This window comes from Paenibacillus sp. GM1FR, from assembly GCF_002803315.1.
GTDB lineage: Bacteria > Bacillota > Bacilli > Paenibacillales > Paenibacillaceae > Paenibacillus > Paenibacillus amylolyticus.
The window spans coordinates 45,770-61,980 of record NZ_MKZL01000007.1 but is presented as its reverse complement, the minus strand read 5'-3'; the positions used below and the strand labels follow the sequence as shown (position 1 = coordinate 61,980).

General features: G+C 48.9%; 14 protein-coding genes and 1 riboswitch. Of the genes, 9 read left to right on the top strand and 5 right to left on the bottom strand.

Annotated elements, in window-relative coordinates; all coding sequences use genetic code 11:
* Nucleotides 1-7 precede the first annotated feature (7 nt).
* Complete coding sequence (locus PAEAM_RS04355) at nt 8-751, top strand: IclR family transcriptional regulator (RefSeq protein ID WP_017690772.1); 744 nt, start codon at nt 8-10, stop codon at nt 749-751.
* A 148-nt stretch (nt 752-899) separates the two neighbouring features.
* Nucleotides 900-1,013: riboswitch (TPP riboswitch) on the top strand.
* A 384-nt stretch (nt 1,014-1,397) separates the two neighbouring features.
* The gene (thiC, locus tag PAEAM_RS04350; protein ID WP_243391269.1) at nt 1,398-3,215 is read left to right on the top strand and encodes a phosphomethylpyrimidine synthase ThiC; all 1,818 of its coding nucleotides are present in this window, start codon (nt 1,398-1,400) and stop codon (nt 3,213-3,215) included.
* A gap of 531 nt (nt 3,216-3,746) precedes the next feature.
* On the opposite strand, the gene PAEAM_RS04345 is transcribed toward thiC, so the two are convergent.
* The 4 genes from PAEAM_RS04345 to PAEAM_RS04335 form a co-directional block, all read right to left on the bottom strand.
* Nucleotides 3,747-4,436: a hypothetical protein gene (locus tag PAEAM_RS04345; RefSeq protein ID WP_100526785.1), complete on the bottom strand. Its 690-nt coding sequence runs from the start codon at nt 4,434-4,436 to the stop codon at nt 3,747-3,749.
* 182 nt (nt 4,437-4,618) lie between these two features.
* Nucleotides 4,619-4,786, bottom strand: a complete 168-nt coding sequence (locus PAEAM_RS31695; RefSeq protein ID WP_017690769.1) for a hypothetical protein — start codon at nt 4,784-4,786, stop codon at nt 4,619-4,621.
* 467 nt (nt 4,787-5,253) lie between these two features.
* The gene (locus tag PAEAM_RS04340) at nt 5,254-6,072 is read right to left on the bottom strand and encodes a zinc ribbon domain-containing protein (RefSeq protein WP_100526784.1); all 819 of its coding nucleotides are present in this window, start codon (nt 6,070-6,072) and stop codon (nt 5,254-5,256) included.
* 73 nt (nt 6,073-6,145) lie between these two features.
* Nucleotides 6,146-7,096, bottom strand: a complete 951-nt coding sequence (locus tag PAEAM_RS04335) for a helix-turn-helix transcriptional regulator (RefSeq protein WP_036614123.1) — start codon at nt 7,094-7,096, stop codon at nt 6,146-6,148.
* Nucleotides 7,097-7,180: 84 nt separating this feature from the next.
* On the opposite strand from PAEAM_RS04335, the gene PAEAM_RS04330 reads away from it, so the two are divergent.
* The 5 genes from PAEAM_RS04330 to PAEAM_RS04310 all read left to right on the top strand — a co-directional run bounded on the left by PAEAM_RS04330 (nt 7,181) and on the right by PAEAM_RS04310 (nt 10,732).
* Nucleotides 7,181-7,876: a response regulator transcription factor gene (locus PAEAM_RS04330; RefSeq protein ID WP_036614121.1), complete on the top strand. Its 696-nt coding sequence runs from the start codon at nt 7,181-7,183 to the stop codon at nt 7,874-7,876.
* Entirely contained in the window at nt 7,869-8,957 is a 1,089-nt protein-coding gene (locus tag PAEAM_RS04325; RefSeq protein WP_100526783.1) for a HAMP domain-containing sensor histidine kinase, read from the top strand. Before PAEAM_RS04330 ends, PAEAM_RS04325 begins: the two co-directional genes overlap by 8 nt.
* A gap of 99 nt (nt 8,958-9,056) precedes the next feature.
* Entirely contained in the window at nt 9,057-9,920 is an 864-nt protein-coding gene (locus PAEAM_RS04320) for a M15 family metallopeptidase (RefSeq protein ID WP_100526782.1), read from the top strand.
* A gap of 28 nt (nt 9,921-9,948) precedes the next feature.
* Complete coding sequence (locus PAEAM_RS04315) at nt 9,949-10,509, top strand: VanZ family protein (RefSeq protein WP_100526781.1); 561 nt, start codon at nt 9,949-9,951, stop codon at nt 10,507-10,509.
* Nucleotides 10,510-10,522: 13 nt separating this feature from the next.
* Nucleotides 10,523-10,732, top strand: a complete 210-nt coding sequence (locus PAEAM_RS04310) for a hypothetical protein (RefSeq protein ID WP_036614116.1) — start codon at nt 10,523-10,525, stop codon at nt 10,730-10,732.
* 141 nt (nt 10,733-10,873) lie between these two features.
* Here the strand turns inward: PAEAM_RS04310 and acnA are convergent, their stop codons facing one another.
* Entirely contained in the window at nt 10,874-13,588 is a 2,715-nt protein-coding gene (acnA, locus tag PAEAM_RS04305) for an aconitate hydratase AcnA (protein WP_036614112.1), read from the bottom strand.
* 383 nt (nt 13,589-13,971) lie between these two features.
* On the opposite strand from acnA, the gene PAEAM_RS04300 reads away from it, so the two are divergent.
* Nucleotides 13,972-14,970 (top strand): amidase domain-containing protein, encoded by a 999-nt coding sequence (locus tag PAEAM_RS04300; RefSeq protein ID WP_370511462.1) that lies wholly within the window; start codon nt 13,972-13,974, stop codon nt 14,968-14,970.
* A gap of 137 nt (nt 14,971-15,107) precedes the next feature.
* On the top strand, nt 15,108-16,208 hold the full coding sequence (locus PAEAM_RS04295; RefSeq protein WP_036614110.1) for a D-alanine--D-alanine ligase: 1,101 nt from the start codon (nt 15,108-15,110) through the stop codon (nt 16,206-16,208).
* Nucleotides 16,209-16,211: the final 3 nt, after the last annotated feature.

Below are 16,211 nucleotides of genomic sequence, written 5' to 3'. Positions count from 1 at the left end.
TTATGCCATGGAAGATCGCAAGTTAACCGTCCGGGCTGTGGAACGGGCGCTGGATATATTATTATGTTTTACCACACGCAGTGATCTGGGACTCACCGAAATTGCCAGCCAGATTGGCCTGCACAAAAGTACAGTGCACCGCTTGATGGCTACGCTGGAGGATCGAGGGTTCGTGATCCGCGATGCAGCAACAGAGAAGTACCGACTTGGCATCCGAATCTGGGAGCTGTCAGCTCATATGTCCCGCAGTGATGATCCCGCTATTCTGCTGTTGCCTGCGATGGAGCGACTGAGAGATCGATTGGGGGAGACCGTGAGTCTGTACCTGCGTGATGGGAGTGAACGGATTCGTATTCAGGCGGTGCAAAGTGATCAGGCGATCCGCCGAGTTGCTCCCGTTGGTGTTAGACTCCCGCTGTCTGTGGGGGCTTCCAGCAAAGTCCTGATGGCGTTTGCCACGGACGAGGATCGTGAAGAACTGATGAACGGGCCGGAATGGCCGGTGTTTATTGATCCGGCGGTGTATTTGGCGCAGATGGGAGATATCCGGGATAACGGATATGCGACGAGTTATGAGGAACGTGAGCCGGGAGCCGCCGCGGTATCTGTTCCGATTATGGATCGCAGAGGCAATATTGCAGCTGCCCTCTCGGTCTCAGGGCCTGTCAGCCGACTCTCGCAGGAGACATTGCATGAATACGCACCTGTGTTGAAGGATGCTGCTACGCAAATGGGGCTCATGTTATCCTGATGTTGAGTTAAGATTTTTCTCCAATTGGGTTGGTGTTCTGGAATATAAAGGTTGTTTTTATGTTCCGGTTGCGCTACTCTGTAATGGACGGCCCAACGGAGCCAGCTTCATTGAATATGAACGGCGGCTTATGTAAGCCGCAACTTATTAACGTTACTGGGGGAGTCCGAATTGTCCGGACTGAGACGGAATCGCATGAGATTCCGGACCCTTTGCACCTGATCTGGATCATACCAGCGTAGGGAAGTAATCGGCGATATGACCACAACCACCACATGATGTGACCCTTGTAGGGCTCCGTTAAGGAGCTGCATAAAGGTGCATTATTGGTGATGGACATAAAAGTCGGTTCCTTCGGGGACCGGCTTTTTTATATACAGGGAACGGGCGATATAGCGCGGATTCTATGGGCTTCTTTTTCACTAACCTGCAAAAGCGGGCTTGGATGAGGAGGGAAGTCTCATAGATCGATGATCTGTGGTGACCTCCGTCTGTTGTTAACTGTACATGAAAAGTGTCTCCCCTGGTCTGGTGTAGGATCGCTCTTTCTTCTCTGCATTGCGCATGATTTGGGACAGGTACGTAAGTGAGCTAATGACTATTCCAACCAAACAAGCGACGAATACTGAGGAGGAGACAAGCGAACATGAGTACAGGAAATCAAACGGGACAACAAGCGACGGAGCAGGGACATAACGATCAGCAGGTGGAAAAAGAAACAGGAGCGGCCGGACGGGTTCAGCCCTTTCCCGGTAGCCGCAAAGTCTACATTCAGGGCTCACGGCCGGACATTGCTGTACCGGAGCGTGAGATAGCCCTTCATGACACGAATACTCCCCAAGGAGTGGAGCATAACGAACCGCTGCGTGTCTACGATACGAGCGGCCCCATGACCGATCCCAAATTTCATGCGGATATCCGTGCAGGTCTGCCAGCCCTGCGCACTCGCTGGATCACAGAGCGTGGCGATGTCGAAACTTACCAAGGCCGTACAGTTAAACCGGAGGATAACGGACTGAAGCCCGGAGGGAAGAGAGCTGGCGCTGAAGAGTACCCCGGATTACGAGGCAAACCGCTGCGAGCACAGACAGGACGCTGTGTGACTCAGATGCACTACGCGAGGCAGGGAGTCATTACGGCAGAGATGGAGTTTGCCGCCATTCGTGAAGGCGTGGAACCGGAATTTGTGAGACAGGAGCTGGCGAGTGGACGGGCCATTCTGCCATCCAACATCAATCACCCGGAGAGTGAGCCGATGTTGATCGGTCGTCATTTTCATGTGAAGATCAATGCCAATATAGGCAACTCTTCTGTATCTTCCTCCATCGAGGAAGAGGTGGAGAAGATGACTTGGGCGGTACGCTGGGGATCGGATACGGTGATGGATCTGTCCACAGGCAAAAACATTCATACCACCCGGGAATGGATTATCCGCAATTCACCTGTGCCGATTGGTACGGTGCCGCTGTATCAGGCGCTGGAGAAGGTGAATGGCGAAGCGGAAGCGCTGACCTGGGAGTTGTACCGTGACACACTCATTGAGCAGGCAGAGCAGGGCGTGGACTACTTTACGATTCATGCAGGTGTACTGCTGCGTTATATCCCCATGACCGCCAAGCGAATGACAGGCATTGTGTCTCGGGGCGGTTCCATTATGGCAGCATGGTGTCTGGCGCATCATCAGGAGAATTTTTTGTACACCCATTTTGAAGAAATCTGCGAGATTATGAAAAGGTATGATGTGGCGTTTTCGCTGGGAGATGGACTTCGTCCAGGCAGTATCTACGATGCCAACGATGAAGCTCAGATGGCGGAACTGGCTACGCTCGGGGAACTGACGCAGATCGCATGGAAGCATGATGTGCAGGTGATGATCGAAGGTCCGGGTCACGTGCCGATGCATAAGATCAAGGAGAATGTGGACTTGCAGATGGAAATCTGTAAAGAAGCACCGTTCTACACACTTGGGCCGCTAACGACCGACATTGCGCCAGGATATGATCACATCACGTCCGCCATTGGGGCAGCCATGATTGGCTGGTTCGGCACGTCCATGCTCTGTTATGTTACGCCAAAAGAACATTTGGGCCTGCCCAACAAGGATGATGTGCGGGAAGGGGTCATCGCCTACAAGATCGCAGCTCATGCCGCCGATCTGGCGAAAGGCCATCCGCGTGCTCAACGCCGCGATGACGCATTGTCCAAAGCGCGGTTCGAGTTCCGTTGGCGTGACCAGTTCAACCTGTCACTGGACCCGGAACGTGCGCTGTCCTACCATGATGAGACGCTGCCAGCAGAAGGAGCCAAAGAAGCTCATTTCTGCTCCATGTGCGGACCAAAGTTCTGTAGCATGCGCATCACGCAGGACATTCGTGCCTTTGCCGCGGATAAAGGATTGTCCGAGAATGAGGCTGTAGCTGCCGGGATGCAGGAAAAAGCCGAGGAATATCGGACACGTTCCTAGGCGCCGGTACAGCGCAAGCTGGGCAGTCTGACATCGTTTGAAGGTGAGAATACTGCTATCATGTCGTCTTCTTCATCTTATTGATCAGCTTCCTGATACTTTTTATCAGCATTATGGTTGATTGTCTAGCAGATGTTTAATAAAATGAATGTAAGTAAACACCAATAAGAGTAGCCAGGCCAATGGCTACTCCTGCACAGCATTTGCGGTGGGTATTCCTCCGAGTGCAGCAAGTTCAGATGAAGTGACCCGTCAGGCCGTCAACCTGTGGCGGGTCACTTCTTTTTACGATCGATGTATGTCAGGAGCGCAATAATTAACATCGCGAACACGATTACGTCGTTAAAAGAGAAGTTCATAGGATCACCTCCCACTGGAGGCAAGCCTATTTCCCACCACAAATTGGCTGTACAAAGTGATTATACCATTTGAAATGCTCTTGTTCGAGAGCATTTTTATTTTGCAAAAGGAGTCGATATAGTAGTTTTCACATCTTTTTAGTGATTGTAATATTTCACTCCAAATCAGCAGCTACTGTCGAGCCAAGCCCAAATCCTTCTCCAAATACGCCGCAAGCAATGCCAGCGGGCTATGGATTGGAATACCGTGATCTATTGTAACCTGTGCAGCAGCGGGAGCCATAGACAGTTGGGCCGCCACTACCGCTTTACCCGGGTACTGCTCAGCAATCTGCTGTAAGCCTTCTCGTACCGCTTCGAGATACCCTTGCTGATCTCCACGCATAATCAACTCAAATGTCCCAGGGATGCACACCGCTTCCGTCTGAGATGTCTTGGCAACGTGTAGTTGCCCATTCTCATCCTCTTGCTGTAATGTCTGATTCACCCGCGCCATCGTTCCTTCAATGGTTGCCGGGTTGGTGAATGCGATTATGTAATCTCCTGCTACTCGCCGCATCTCCTGCAATAACGGATCATCTATGCCGATCACAGGCACAGGGACCTGTGTGGCTTCCTGCTCCAGTACTGTCGCAAACAGGGTACACGTGACCAGAATGGCATCGGCATGACACTCAGCGATCCATTGGAGCGTCTGGGCTACCTTCTCGCGAACGACAACCTCGGAAAAGTCAGCGTCATGTTTAAGACGGTCCAGACCTGGATCGACGTAATGGACCAATTCAACTTCATAAGGAGCAAGCGTCTCTTCAATTAAGGCGATGTTGGAATAATGAGCGTGAAAACAACCAATGGTGATCATGTGCTAAGTCCCCTTTTACAGTTCGTATATGTCATGGATCTTTTAGATATTTAAACCATTATAGAAACATGCCTGAGAACTGTACAGTCGTTTATGGCTCAACGCCAATAACCGCCCTTCCGCCAAGCTGCGGAAAGACGGTTGATAACCTGACTCGACTAGGGTCGGTCCGGTGTCCATTTTTATCTAAGGGAAGGAGAAGCATTTTTCTTCGCCATTTTTTGTTGCAGAATTTCATGAAAGGATAGACCTTGAGTGTTCTCATTCTCCTTTTTAGGAGCAGTGGTCGCCGTGTTGCGCGGATATTGGTGATGGTACGGGATCATTTGCTGAATAGGCATGCGGATCATCTTGGTTCCTCCTTTGATGCGTTTTTTTGAATTATGTATTTCGACTGGTTACCATGCCAGGTGCGCATATAGGTACATGTGACTTGTTAGACGAAATAAAAGAGTTTAAAGCGTAATTCCAATTGGATTGTAGTGATTTTACCCGGTTTTAAGGAGATGTAAACGTTTTTAGGGAAATTCAGGAGTAAAGGACCTAATATTAAAGGTTTGATATGGGAGGATCGAATCGGTTGTTATGTGAATAGTCCCAATTTTAAGGAAGTCAATGGTACCCGCATATGAGGCATATTATCTGGTTAAATGATGCAAAGCATGCTAACTAACTTGGTACCATGGTCGGGTTGTTTAGGGGATAATGTAGTTCCGGATATAACAAAAAAACTGCCGAGCGAACCCGGCAGCTTGCTTGATTATGAAGAAAGATGCGATGAAACTTTGATTCTGTCTGAGGTGGTATCGTGTTGGTTTTATCTACTTTGGCGAACAGCGATGTATATATCCACTTGTACACTTTCGGGATTCAGGCTGCGTTCATCATATAATTCAAAATCCCCGGTGAACGTACGATCACTTTGTTTATCCCAGGCCCACACGGCTCCCCAGGCTTCGCCAACAACCTCTGCCATCGGTCCTTTTCTGGAAGTGAATACGGCGTAAGTTGCAGGAGGGAGTAAAATGTCGTCCAATCCTTCAGGCAATGATTCGTTCGGACTGACCTCATGCCCTACCAGTATGGTGTATTCTCCGGTTATCCCATCGGTGTAATCCGTGTAACAACCATAGCGAACAACTTCAGGTGCAGGGAGGTGCTCTGAGGCAAAATAATTGTTCCAGAGTCCCTGAATACAGCCTTTGCCACTGATCTCAATGGCGTTGGTTGTGCGGGCGGATACGCCGGCAATACGTTTGCCAGGGAGCGTGACATAACGAACGGGCTGGGCAGAGAACGAATGCTCTGTTGTTACCTGACCAGGATTAGCGGAAGCAGTAGAGTTTTCAGCCAGAGATTCTGTGTGTTGATCCGTTGTATTCGTGCGCCAACGCTTCAAAAAAGGAAGCTGGTTACGCAGCATCGAACGAGCGGATTCCTCATCCATGCCTTCGTCCTTCAGAATGGCAGTGCACATCTCGGTCATGCCTTCAAGTGACATACCGGGCTGCTCAAACTTGCCCTCTTTGTAACAATAGATACAGTACTCACGGGTTGTGCTTCCATCTGCTTCCGTTCCGAATTGGGCAGGGGTTGTGAGCGGCATGCCGCAGCTTTGACATACAGTGACGTTCATGATTAGTTCCTCCTCATATATGTACAGATTGAATATATCTGAAGTATAAGGGTAGGAACTGGACAGCTGTCTGTCAGGTTTGAGTCGGAGGTATATAATTTTGTACAATTTGCTCCGCGATACGGCAGATTTCATCCCGAATATGCTGAGGTTCCAATACTTCAACGTCCGCGCCGAAGCCCAGAATGAACCCATATAACCAGCCATCCTCGGGAAAAGCAACCTGGCTGATGTAATACCCTGTCCCATCAGGCATGACGTTCTCGATCCCAAACCATTCTTCCGCAATATGACGGACGCGAGCATGGAATTTCAAGGTTAACCTAGCTTGATTGTCCGGACGGCTCCATTCCTGTTGCCAGGGTCTGTCCTGTGGGTTGATGACTTTACGCTCGAAGTGCTCATTAGCAAGCGTGACATCTTGCATGCGCACAAGCTTGAACATGCGAAATTGATTCCGCTCGTGACAAAAAGCATACAGATACCAGGAATGCTTCTTGAGTACGATGGTATGAGGGTCGGCAGTTCGGTGAGTATGGATACCTTCCGCACTGCAGTAGGTAAAGGTTACGGGGCGTAATTGATCCATACCCTGTTCGATAAGTTCAAGCTTGATTTTCAGCGCTTCGGGATGCGTCCAGGTTGAATAATCCACGATGAATCGATTCGTATTGGCCTGAAAATCGTCATTTTTGGATTCAGGTACGATACTGCTGAGTTTTTCGACCAGAAGCTCACGCGCCGCATTAGCATGGGAAGTGGATACACTGCGCAGTGCAGTGACGATGGAGGCGAGGTCCTTGTCTGTTAATACGTTTCGATCCAGACGGTAACCCTCTGCCAGACCAATCCCACCGCTTGCCCCCTGATATGTCACCACGGGGATGCCTGCTTGACCCAATGTATCGATGTCCCGATAGATGGTCCGGATTGATACTTCGAACATATCTGCCAAGTCTTTGGCTTGTACCCGTCCACGATTGATTAGCAACACCACGATGGCTAATAAACGCTCCAGTTTCATATGTATGGATTCCTTTCATTGGTTTATCTGTTGGATTCAAATATGTTATATTGTTGAGCATCACACATAGGAGTGGAATAAGCAATGAAGCGAATTACGATTCTGATCGCAGACGATGAAGTTGAGATCGCTGATCTGGTTGCTTTACATTTACAAAAAGAAGGATATCACACCATTAAGGCCTTTGATGGGAAGGCGGCGGTTCAAGCTGTTCAGACCCAAGCGATAGATTTGGCGATTCTGGACATTATGATGCCTGGCATGGATGGGTATGAGGTGACCCGTAAAATTCGGGAGCAGCATCATTTGCCGATCATTTTCCTGAGTGCCAAAACATCAGATATGGACAAAATTACGGGACTTGTGATGGGTGCGGACGATTATATGACCAAACCGTTTAATCCGATGGAGCTTGTTGCCCGGGTTAACTCCCAGTTACGTCGTTCGCTGCAATTCAGCCAGTCTGCGCCTGTGCAGAGGTCCATTCTGGAGAAAGGTGGGCTCATCATCACGCCAGATCAACATCGCGTTACACTCTACGGCAAACCAGTGGAACTAACACCGAAGGAGTTTGACATTTTGTATCTGCTCGCGAGCCACCCCAAGCAGGTATTCAGTGCAGAAAACATTTTTGAACAGGTCTGGGGAGAAGCCTATTACGAGAGTGGGAATACCGTGATGGTCCACATTCGGACCCTGCGCAAAAAGCTGGGGGAAGATGTGAACAAGAACAAGTTTATCAAAACCATCTGGGGTGTGGGGTACACGTTTAATGACTAAACGAAGAAGTTTTCGTACAACCATGATTATGTTGCTAGGGTTAAGCATGCTTGCCTCTGGTGCAATTACCTATGGGATTTACAAGCTTATGCAAGCCTATTATTCGGGTGTCCGTGCAGAAGATCAGCTCGCTGAATATCGTCATTTTATGAGAAGTATCGGGGATATCTATTTCTTTCTGATTTTATTTATCCCACTCGCCATTCTATTTTTCTTCTGGTTTACCAAACCCTACGCGACGTATTTCAAAGATATTTCTACAGGGATCAGGCATTTGGCCAACGGTGACTTTCAGCATCGTGTGCAGATCTCCTCGAAGGACGAGTTAGGTACGATTGCGGAAGATGTGAACCTGGCAAGTGAGAAGTTAAAGGAAGCAGTAGAACGAGGGGATTTTGCTGAAAATAGTAAGGACCAGCTTGTTGTCAATCTGGCGCATGACCTGCGAACACCGCTGACGTCTGTGCTTGGATATTTGGATCTGCTCATGAAGGATGATCAGTTAACGGAGGAGCAGGTTAGGCACTTTACGTCGATTGCATTCACCAAATCACAGCGCCTGGAGAAGCTGATTGATGATTTGTTCGAAATTACCCGTATGAATTATGGCATGTTGCCTATAAACAAGACACAGCTGGATCTTAGCGAACTGCTGAAGCAGATGAACGAAGAACTCTATCCTGTATTTGAAAAGAACCAACTAGTCGCCCGACTAAAAATAGACACTGACCTTACGGTCTCCGGTGATGGCGAGCTGCTGGCTCGTGTGTTCGAGAATCTGCTAATTAACGCTGCACGGCATGGCAAGGATGGCATGTACGTAGATATTAATGGATATCGGGATGCAGAACAGGTCATCATTCAGGTGATTAACTATGGTGGACATATTCGTCCGGAGGAATTGCCACATATCTTCGATATGTATTACACCGGAGATCGTGCCAGGACCCCTCAGGAGGGTGGGACAGGCCTTGGACTGTTTATCGCTCGTAATATTGTAGAGCAGCATGACGGTACGATCTCGGCTCAAAGCGACGTGGTACAGACGTTATTCGAGGTTCGTTTGCCCGTCTTCCAATAAGGTTGACGTCAAAATTTAAGAAAAACTTTAAAATTGCCCTGCTTTTTCTTTAAGTTGTGTTGTCTATCCTTGATGTATGAGGTAAAAGGAGGAACAAGCATGAAGAAGTGGGGCTTTTTGATATGTATTATTTTGATCGGATATATCGTTACGCAATCACCGGGATGGATTCAGCAGAAGGATGAGTTGCCCATCGAGATTCAGAATACGCGTGAAAATCCCGCAGGTTATACCGTATCCGTCACCGGAAACATTCAGGATCAGGTACATAAGGGCAATTTGTTACTGGTTGATAAGCAATACCCCGTACACCCGGAAGGAGTTAAATCCGATATTGTATATGTGGCACATGAGGATGATCTGCTTCGTGGATATGGGATACTGGATCAGAAAATCATGTTATCACGACAGGTGGCGCAGGAGTTTCAGAGGATGGTTGAAGCAGCAGGCGAAGAGGGAGTCCGATATTTTCTCGTCAGCAGTGGGTACAGGGACTTTGAAAAGCAGGACGAGTTATATCGGGAAAAGGGATCAGATTATGCACTTCCTGCGGGACACAGTGAGCACAATCTTGGTTTATCCCTGGATATCGGCTCGAGCTTGGCTGCGATGAATGAAGCACCAGAGGGTGCCTGGCTGGAAAAGAATGCATGGAAATACGGATTTATTTTACGTTACCCAAAGGATAAAGTGCGCATCACCGGTATTCAGTATGAACCATGGCACTTTCGATATGTAGGGCTGCCGCACAGTGCTGTCATGTATAAGAATAATCTGGTGCTGGAAGAGTATCTCGATATGCTTAAAGAGAAAGAGAACATTACTGTGGAAGTAGAGGGTCGGGAGTATCATATCCGCTATTATCGGGCCACCAGAGACACAACCGTTTACATACCTGAGCAAGGCCAAACTGAAATATCGGGTGATAACATGGGTGGCGTCATCGTCACCGTAAAGAAATAACAGGGCAACACAAGGGAGGCGAAACAACATGAAGCACAACAACCAGAAGAAAACCAAACATTACATCCTTTGGATTGCCGTTTTCATTATCTATTTATATCTGCTGACTAAGCTGATTCTGTTTAAAGGAAGCCCGGTCGATTTGGGCATCGTGAAGGATCGACTGATGGCGTTCTTGCAACAACCGGATCTGGTCCATAACCGAACCGTCAACCTGACACCATTTCAGGAAATCTCACGAGACTGGAACAGTCTGTCGTTACATCGTCCTGGCACCGCAATCCATCTGGTAGGCAATATACTGGCCTTTATCCCTCTGGGCATCTTCATCCCTGTGTTGACGGGTAACAAGTTATTCTCTGGAGTAAAAGTGCTACTGTTGTCTTTGCTGCTCAGTTTGGGTTATGAAATGACACAGCTGTTGACGGGCATGGGGATATTCGATGTGGATGATCTGATGCTCAATACGCTCGGCGGCTTGATTGGATACATTGTTTTCACTATGGCTATGGGTTTGAAAAAGGTGTTCTCGGTAGGAGAATCCCGCGTGACGACGAAAAAGTTAAATTCTAAGGAGAGTCACGTGTAAGGAGGGGAAGAACTTGATTATAATGGCTGTACTGTTCATTAGCGCAGGGCTAATATTTCTCGTGTATCCACACAAGGTAACGGATGCTTCGGAAAAACAGATTGCGGAGCGAGTGATCATGTCTAGATGGGTTGGAGGCTCGTTAATTGCTCTGTCGTGTTTGTTTCTGATCATGGGCACGATTCAACTGTTAGATCAAGCCTCACATCACATTGGGCATTAAAAGGCAGTTGGCTTTGAAGATTGATTTTTAAACATATCCCGAGTATAAAAAGCAAAGCAAAAAAAAGCTCCTCGCCACGTGCTGATTGCACGTGGCAGGGAGCTTTTCTGTATAACTTCATCACATTAATGATTTATATCATTAAGCTTTTTTCATCATTTGACGCAATACGGTTTGCAGGATACCGCCGTTATGGTAGTAATCCACGTCAACCATGCTGTCCAGACGAGCGATGACAGGGAATTCGAACTGTGTACCGTCTTCACGAGTTACGGTTACTTTCAACTCTTGTCCTGGCTTCACGTCATTGCTGAGGCCAGTAATGTCATACGTTTCACGTCCGTTCAGACCAAGGCTGGACCAGCCGTGACCTTCCTGGAATTGCAATGGCATTACGCCCATGCCGACCAAGTTACTACGGTGAATCCGCTCGAAGCTTTCTGCGATAACGGCTTTGACGCCGAGCAAGAATGTTCCCTTTGCCGCCCAGTCACGGGAGCTTCCTGTACCATATTCTTTACCAGCGATAACGATCAGGTTCTGTCCTTCATCCTGATACTTCATGGAAGCATCGTAGATGGACATTTCCTCGTCCGTTGGCAGGTACTTCGTGATACCGCCTTCTGTACCAGGAGCTACCTGGTTACGAATACGAATGTTGGCAAACGTACCACGCATCATCACTTCATGGTTACCACGGCGTGAACCGTAGGAGTTGAAGTCCTTGCGCTCTACGCCATGCTCTTTCAGGTACAGTCCAGCCGGGCTGGATGGTGCAATATTACCTGCTGGCGAGATGTGATCCGTTGTTACGGAATCCGCAAGCAATGCCATAACACGTGCAGAACGGATATCTGCGATATCGTTCAACTTGTCGCCAAGCTCTTGGAAGAACGGAGGGTTCTGAATGTACGTGGAGTTCGGGTCCCACTCGTACAGTTCACCTTCCGGTACAGAAATTGAATTCCAACGCTCATTGGCTGTAAATACATTCTCGTACTTGTTGCGGAACATCTGAGCGTTCAGGGAACTTGCGATGGTATCCTTGATTTCCTCGGAGGTAGGCCAGAGGTCTTTCAGGAATACAGGCTCATTGTTCGTATCATAACCGATTGGATCGGTTTCAAAGTCAATATTTACGGTACCCGCAAGTGCATATGCCACAACGAGTGGTGGTGATGCCAGGTAGTTGGCTTTAACCTGTGCGTGTACACGGCCTTCGAAGTTACGGTTACCGGACAATACAGCCGCTACGGTCATATCGTTCTCAGCAATAGCTTCGCTCACTTCGTCCGGCAGTGGGCCGGAGTTACCGATACATGTTGCACAACCGTAGCCGGCAACGTTGAATCCGAGTTTGTCGAGATACGTGATCAGACCTGCTTTTTCCAGGTACTCGGTAACAACAAGGGAACCTGGTGTCAGACTGCTTTTCACATATCCTGGTTTGGTCAGGCCGCGTTCAACTGCTTTTTTCGCCAGTAGTCCCGCTCCAACCATAACACTTGGATTCGAAGTGTTCGTACAACTTGTGATCGCCGCGATCACAACAGCGCCTGCCTTCAGTTCACTGTTGGAACCGTCCGGGTGCTTCACAGGTACGGATTGTTCGATTTTCTCATCGCTCAGACCGTAGCCGCCTTTATCTACAGGTGTGCGAATGATGCTGTTGAAGCTTTCTTTCATTTGTGTCAGCTCGATGCGATCCTGTGGACGTTTTGGTCCTGCAAGACTTGGTACAACAGAGCCGAGATCCAGTTCAATCACATCTGTGAATTCAGGATCAACGGTGCTTGAAGTACGGAACATGCCTTGAGCTTTGTAATAAGCTTCAACCAATTCTACCTGCTCGTCAGGACGGCCAGTGTTACGCAGATAGTTCAACGTTTCACTATCAACAGGGAAGAAACCGATCGTTGCGCCATATTCTGGTGCCATGTTGGCTACTGTTGCACGGTCAGCCAGACCGATGTTGGCAAGACCTGGTCCGTAGAACTCTACGAATTTACCAACAACGCCTTTTTTACGAAGCAATTGGGTAACGGTCAGTGCCAGATCCGTTGCTGTTGCGCCTTCACTCAGGCTGCCTGTCAGTTTGAAACCGATAACGTCCGGTGTTACAAAATAAAGCGGTTGTCCCAGCATACCTGCTTCAGCCTCAATACCACCAACACCCCAACCAACAACACCAAGTCCGTTGATCATGGTGGTGTGGGAGTCTGTACCTACGAGGGAATCCGGGAATACAACGGTTTCGCCGTCCACAGTTTTTGTTGCTGCCACGGAAGCCAGATACTCCAGGTTAACCTGGTGAACGATCCCTGTGGATGGTGGAACTGCACGGAAGTTGTTGAATGCCGTTTGCGCCCAACGCAAGAAGCGGTAACGCTCTTCATTACGCTCAAACTCAACTTTGATATTGTAATCAAGTGCATCGTTGGTACCAAAAGCATCAACCATAACGGAGTGGTCGATAACGAGATCGACGGGTACGAGCGGGTTGATCTGTTTTGGATCGCCACCTGCTTTTTTCACAGTATCACGCATTGCAGCGAGGTCAACGACAACCGGTACACCGGTGAAATCCTGCAGAACGATACGTGCAGGGATGAATGGAATTTCCTTGTTATTGTCACGGCCATCTGCCCAGCCGGTCAGTTGTTTTACGTGTTCTTCGGTGATGGCACGTCCGTCGAATTGACGAATTGCTGCTTCAAGCAACACTTTAATGGAGAAAGGGAGCCTGGAAAGATCGCCGTGGCCGTTTTCCTGAAGAGCATCGAGACTGTAGTAGCGGTAAGACTTGCCTCCAACCTCAAGACTGCGAGCGGCGGAGAAATGATTCTTTGCTGACATACATGTACCTCCTTGGGATGTGTCGGTGAGATGAAGAAAACGTTCATTTAGGTGAAGAACAGGCCTTCATCGTTCCGTGTTCTTGTTCGTTAGTTTCATCAGATGAAACGTAATTTCATAATCATAACTTTAGTTTTAAGTATACCGTTTTCACCTCCGTACGTAAAGGTCTTTTTGCCTGATCAAGCAAGCTTTTGGACCGATGAAGGCGTTTTCGTGAAGCGAGCAGGAATAAGATATCTTGTGTACCTGTATTTGCCGAATTTCGGATCTCCCTCCTGAGCCGTGTACATACAACCGAAGACCCTTTCATATGAATAGTAGGAGTTTATATACGCAATGAAATATTTCAGACAGAACTCATGCCAAAGGGGGACATAGGCTTGGAACGGGAATGGAAGAGTGCCTTATATACTTACGTGAACCAGTACAATCGCTGTGAGATCGACTACCGTCCACAGACCAGCGAACGGATCGTTACCGATCCTGACTTCGTGGTGGAACGGGGAGAGCGTATGGCAAGGCTGGACGAATGGTATCGTAAGCGGCGCGCCGTGCCTCTTCGCAGCGAGACCAGCGCCAAGCTTGTGCGCACGCTTATGGATGGCCAGGAAGAAGCGGTGGTGGATGTACAATTGTACAGCAGACTGTTCTACGAGAAGAGCGGGATCACCCACCGGGAGGACCGGATTGAGCGGGAGCGGTTAACCTTTCTGCGGCAGAGTGGTGGATGGATTATTGGACGGGTCGAGCGAGAAGTGCCGGAGCGTCGCCCTGCTGGGGAGGGACGTCCGTTTCAACAAGCTGATTTTGTACAGGCGATGAATCGGCCGCTGCTGAATCGGGAAGTGTTGGGTCAAGGAAGAAGCTCACGGCAGCAGTCATATCGCAGAGATCTGGCGGTTGCCTATGCAGATCGGTGGTGGAATGCGGGGAATCCGGCATTTGAGGAATTTGATGTAGATTGCACCAATTACGTGTCCCAATGTCTCTTTGCAGGGGGCGCACCCATCCACTATACTGGTAGAAGAGAAGCTGGCTGGTGGTATAAAGGGTATGTGAACGGCTCCGAAATGTGGAGTTACAGTTGGGCAGTTTCCAACAGTCTGGAGCGTTATTTGTCAGGCAGCAGCTGGGGTCTGACCGCGACAGAAGTGGAGCGTCCTGAGCAGCTGATGCTCGGCGATGTTATTCTCTACGATTGGGATGGAGATGGACGATTTCAGCACAGCACCGTTGTGACCGCGTTTGATGCGGGCGGCATGCCGCTTGTTAACGCACATACGGTTAGTAGCCGTCACCGATTTTGGGATTACCGGGATTCTTACGCTTGGACGGAGCGGACGGTATACCGGCTTTTTCATATTGCAGATGAATTTTGATGACGAAAGATTTTCGGGATGCGGTGACGCAGACATCCAGTTCCGTGTAAAATAAGACCAGATAATGCAAGCAGAATAACAAGGGTGCTGAGCATGCAAGCATGACAGCATCAGGCACAGATAATCGGAGGGTACACATGAGTATGGATAAATTAAAAGTAGGCGTCGTGTACGGCGGAAAATCGGGCGAGCATGAGGTGTCGCTGCAAACGGCGTTTGCTGTAACAAACGCATTTGATTATGAAAAGTATGAACTGGTTCCTTTTTATATCTCCAAGCAGGGGACGTGGAAAAAAGGACCTGTCATGCATGCGCCGTTCGCGCAGATTGAAGACTTGAAGCTGGAGCAATCGGCGGGTGGAACGCAGGATGCACTGAACGCCCTGTTTGGCCGTTTGTATGGCGGAGCAGAAGCGCTGGACGTGATGTTCCCTCTGCTGCATGGTACGTTTGGAGAGGATGGTACCATTCAGGGCATGTTTGAGATGGCGGATATGCCATATGTAGGTGCAGGTGTACTGGCTTCTGCTGGCGGCATGGACAAAGTGGTCATGAAAAAGTTGTTTGCACAGGCTGGCATTGACCAATGTGCCTTTACGTATTTTAACGCGACACAATGGAAGCAGACAGAGCACGAAATGATCGTACAGGTCGAAGATCAGCTGGGGTATCCTTGTTTTATCAAACCGGCAAATCTGGGCTCCAGTGTAGGCATCTCCAAAGCACGTAACCGCGATGAGTTGAAGACAGCTGTCGAGTTTGCACTTCGGTATGACACGAAGGTTGTCATTGAGGAGTTCGTTGAAGCACGCGAGGTTGAAGTCAGCGTCCTCGGCAATGACGAGCCCATGGCTTCCGTTCCAGGTGAGATCGTATCCTCCGGTGAGTATTATGACTATGCAGCTAAGTATATTGATGGTCAATCACAGATGCTGATTCCAGCTCCACTGGACCCAGAGGCCGCAGATCGCATTCGCGAGGCAGCTTTGCAGGCGTTCCGTGCGATTGAAGGTAACGGTATTTCACGTGCCGACTTCTTCATTCGTAAAAATGACGGCGCTTTGCTTATTAATGAAGTCAACACCATGCCTGGTTTCACACCATACAGCATGTATCCACTTCTTTGGCGTGAGACAGGTGTATCGTATGCCGAACTGCTGGATCGCATGATTGAACTGGCACTGGAGCGTTACAACCGCAAGCAGGCACTGAATTACGAGAACGGCGTACAGGCGTAGCCT

Bases quoted from the DNA above. Each gene is read 5' to 3' on its own strand.
- PAEAM_RS04355 (WP_017690772.1), top strand. From the start codon at position 8: ATGGAAGATCGCAAGTTAACCGTCCGGGCTGTGGAACGGGCGCTGGAT.
- thiC (WP_243391269.1), top strand. From the start codon at position 1,398: ATGAGTACAGGAAATCAAACGGGACAACAAGCGACGGAGCAGGGACAT.
- PAEAM_RS04345 (WP_100526785.1), bottom strand. From the start codon at position 4,436: ATGATCACCATTGGTTGTTTTCACGCTCATTATTCCAACATCGCCTTA.
- PAEAM_RS31695 (WP_017690769.1), bottom strand. From the start codon at position 4,786: ATGATCCGCATGCCTATTCAGCAAATGATCCCGTACCATCACCAATAT.
- PAEAM_RS04340 (WP_100526784.1), bottom strand. From the start codon at position 6,072: ATGAACGTCACTGTATGTCAAAGCTGCGGCATGCCGCTCACAACCCCT.
- PAEAM_RS04335 (WP_036614123.1), bottom strand. From the start codon at position 7,096: ATGAAACTGGAGCGTTTATTAGCCATCGTGGTGTTGCTAATCAATCGT.
- PAEAM_RS04330 (WP_036614121.1), top strand. From the start codon at position 7,181: ATGAAGCGAATTACGATTCTGATCGCAGACGATGAAGTTGAGATCGCT.
- PAEAM_RS04325 (WP_100526783.1), top strand. From the start codon at position 7,869: ATGACTAAACGAAGAAGTTTTCGTACAACCATGATTATGTTGCTAGGG.
- PAEAM_RS04320 (WP_100526782.1), top strand. From the start codon at position 9,057: ATGAAGAAGTGGGGCTTTTTGATATGTATTATTTTGATCGGATATATC.
- PAEAM_RS04315 (WP_100526781.1), top strand. From the start codon at position 9,949: ATGAAGCACAACAACCAGAAGAAAACCAAACATTACATCCTTTGGATT.
- acnA (WP_036614112.1), bottom strand. From the start codon at position 13,588: ATGTCAGCAAAGAATCATTTCTCCGCCGCTCGCAGTCTTGAGGTTGGA.
- PAEAM_RS04295 (WP_036614110.1), top strand. From the start codon at position 15,108: ATGAGTATGGATAAATTAAAAGTAGGCGTCGTGTACGGCGGAAAATCG.